The sequence below is a fragment of the Bradyrhizobium sp. genome (genome assembly GCF_016462955.1).
In the GTDB taxonomy this organism is placed as follows: Bacteria; Pseudomonadota; Alphaproteobacteria; order Rhizobiales; family Xanthobacteraceae; genus Bradyrhizobium.
The window spans coordinates 1-2,670 of the sequence record NZ_JAEMSD010000038.1 but is presented as its reverse complement, the minus strand read 5'-3'; the positions used below and the strand labels follow the sequence as shown (position 1 = coordinate 2,670).

General features: G+C 61.7%; 4 protein-coding genes and 1 pseudogene. All 5 read left to right on the top strand.

The window, feature by feature from the left end; genetic code table 11:
- The first annotated feature begins 449 nt into the window (after positions 1-449).
- On the top strand, positions 450-788 hold the full coding sequence (locus JHD07_RS06705; protein ID WP_291620294.1) for a P27 family phage terminase small subunit: 339 nt from the start codon (positions 450-452) through the stop codon (positions 786-788).
- A complete protein-coding gene (locus JHD07_RS06700) occupies positions 788-1,048 on the top strand; it encodes a hypothetical protein (RefSeq protein WP_291620292.1) in 261 nt (86 codons plus the stop codon). The genes JHD07_RS06705 and JHD07_RS06700 overlap by 1 nt, the downstream gene beginning before the upstream one ends.
- A complete protein-coding gene (locus JHD07_RS06695) occupies positions 1,033-1,281 on the top strand; it encodes a hypothetical protein (protein ID WP_291620290.1) in 249 nt (82 codons plus the stop codon). The genes JHD07_RS06700 and JHD07_RS06695 overlap by 16 nt, the downstream gene beginning before the upstream one ends.
- A gap of 28 nt (positions 1,282-1,309) precedes the next feature.
- Entirely contained in the window at positions 1,310-1,513 is a 204-nt protein-coding gene (locus JHD07_RS06690; protein ID WP_291620288.1) for a hypothetical protein, read from the top strand.
- Positions 1,510-2,670 (top strand): annotated as a pseudogene (locus JHD07_RS06685) (hypothetical protein); the annotation flags it as partial. The gene JHD07_RS06690 and the pseudogene JHD07_RS06685, both read left to right, overlap by 4 nt.

Sequence of the window (2,670 nt, the reverse complement as noted above, 5' to 3'; positions counted from 1 at the left end):
ACGATGGCGGCAACGTCACTGACGTGTTGCGGGTTTGGTAGTGGCCGACCCTCGGAGTCCTGAAGCCAAGCAGTGGCGCAAACTCTACAGCACTGCTCAATGGCGAGAGACAAGGGCATCACAGTTGGCAGAGCATCCACTCTGCCAATGGTGCTTGGAGCAAGGCGTGGTCGAGCCAGCCACCGAGGTACACCACGACGGTCCTCACAAGGGTAACATCGCGCGCTTCTTCTCGGGTCCATTCATCTCAACTTGCAAAGCTTGTCATGCCTCGCGCGGCCAACGTGAGGACCTGGGCCAGGCTGTGGTGTCGTTTGGGGCGGACGGATGGCCGGTCGAGGGGTAGGAGGGGTGTTTGTGGCTCTGGCAACCTCGCCACTTAGGACCGGCGTGGGCCACTCGCAATCGCGCGCATTGCCCCGGTTCAGGAAATATTCTGGAGGAAATAATTGACCGCGACAAAGCCACCCTCGCATCTCAAATCTGCGACCCGGAAATGGTGGAAAAATGTGGTCGAGGATTTTGACTTGGAGCCGCATCACTTGCGCTTGCTGCAATTGGCGGCCGAAGCCTGGGACCAGGCTCAGACCGCGCGCGAAGTGCTCGACCGTGACGGCCAAACCTTTCTCGACCGGTTCGGTCAGCCAAAGGAGAGGCCAGAAGTCGGCATCCTGCAAAATGCCCGGATCTCGTTCGCCCGGCTGCTGCGAGAGCTGGCCCTCGATGGCGTAGAGGGGCCAGAGGCGCCCCGCGCGCCTCGGACGCCCGACTACGGGGTGCGACGCTAATGCCGGTTCGCACGCGCAAGAATAGGAAGCGCGCTGTCGCCGACGTCGCGGCTTGGGAGTGTGTCTTCTCCAGCGAGTTCGACTTCTTCGGTGAGCTGGCGGACGCTGGCGTTGAGACAGACGCCTATGGCCGGCCCGATCTGGAGGAGGCGCGCACCGCATGGCAGCGATTTGGCCCTGAATTCATGGCGGCGTTCACCGAGAAGCACGTCCCCTGGGCGCTACGCGAGTTCGGGGATCCGAGATGCCCGCGCGTCTGAAGCGAGCCAAACGGCGCCACAGCGTGCACATCACCCCGGAGGCGATCAAGCTCTTCAGGCGCGCACACAAAGCGCCGACCAACGAAGACAAGATCGCCCTTGCCGCCGCGCTGGGCCGATCGAAGTTCGCGGCATCTCCGCTGGACGCGGATCCAAGATCGCTGATCGGCTGTGACCGGGAGCCGGTGGAAGTGGTGCTGGCGCTTAGGAGTGAGCTGGTGAAGCGTCTCTGACCAATTTCATAACCAAAGGAATTTCCAATTGATTCTCACGATTGAAGAGGCCGGTGCTCAGGCCGGCAAGCGCGCGGCTGAGCCCAACAAGGCGCGAGAGCAAGCAGGTGTCGAAGGTTTCACCTTCAAGCCTGCCGGCAGCGATGTCGTGCAAGTCTGGCAAACGGTGAACGGTGAACACGTTCGGATCGATGAATCGACTGCGCGCACCGAGCCGAAGGTGAAAAATTGACCGCACTCTCTTCCTACTCCACCGGCACGGCCACCGTTTCGGCCGGCGGAACGACCGTTACCGGTACAGGCGTGATCTGGTCTGGCACCAACGCTCGGCCGGGCGATATTTTTCAGATCGGCACATTTCAGTCGGTCATTTCGGACGTTGCCGACACCGACGAGTTGACCATCCCGCCGTGGGGTGGCGGCGCGCAAACTGGTGTTGCCTACAAAATATGGCACGTCTCGCCGCAGCGCTTCGCTGGCGCCACCGCAATGCAGACGGTGAACGAACTTGTCGCGGCGTTCAACACGTCGGGCTTTTTCGTCTTCGTCGACATTGAAGAGACGGACCCGGATCCGTCGCTCGGCAACGATGGTCAGTATGCCTCGCAGCCGACGACCGGCAAGATGTGGGTCAAATCGGCCGGCACCTGGACATATCTCGGCATCTTCAAGGGTCTCAACTTTACCGGTGCATACAGCGGCGCCACTGTCTATTCAGTCGGTGATGTGCAGACGACGGCGGGCTCGTCCTATGTCTGGATCAATCCGACGCCAGGTTCCGGCCATTCCGCGCCGAACACGACTTACTGGCAGTTGCTGGCGAGCAAGGGAACAGACGGCGCGGCTGCTACGGTCGCGGTCGGAACGGTCACGACGAGCGTTGGCGGCAGTGCTGCGGCAGTCGCTAATTCTGGCACTTCGACTGCTGCGGTCCTGGATTTCACGATTCCGGCTGGTAAGAGCTACGGCGGCACGTCGACCACGTCGCTGACGATCGGCACGGGCTCGAAGGCGTTCACCACGCAATCTGGTCTTGCCTACACCAATGGCGCGCGCGTGCGAGCCACGGCTACCGCTGGTGCGACTGGATGGCTTGAGGGTGTCGTTACCTACAGCGGCACGACGCTGACCATTACAAGCGACAAGACTAGCGGCAGCGGCACGGGCACGGCCTGGAATTTCAATGTCGTGGGTGAACCTGGCGCGGGTGACGTCTCGTCGGCCAACAACGGAACGGAGTACAACGCGGCTACATTTGCGACGAACCTTGGTTTGGTTCGCTACGGTGCGGCTCAGTCGCTGACATCGCCGCAGAAGTCACAGGCGCGGAGCAACATCGGGATGGCCGACGGGCATTTGCCCGGGATTGCGTCCAACACGGCAGCGTCA

What these genes read in the sequence shown, in the direction of transcription:
- JHD07_RS06700 (WP_291620292.1), top strand. Translation starts at nt 788, where the DNA reads ATGCCGGTTCGCACGCGCAAGAATAGGAAGCGCGCTGTCGCCGACGTC.
- JHD07_RS06695 (WP_291620290.1), top strand. Translation starts at nt 1,033, where the DNA reads ATGCCCGCGCGTCTGAAGCGAGCCAAACGGCGCCACAGCGTGCACATC.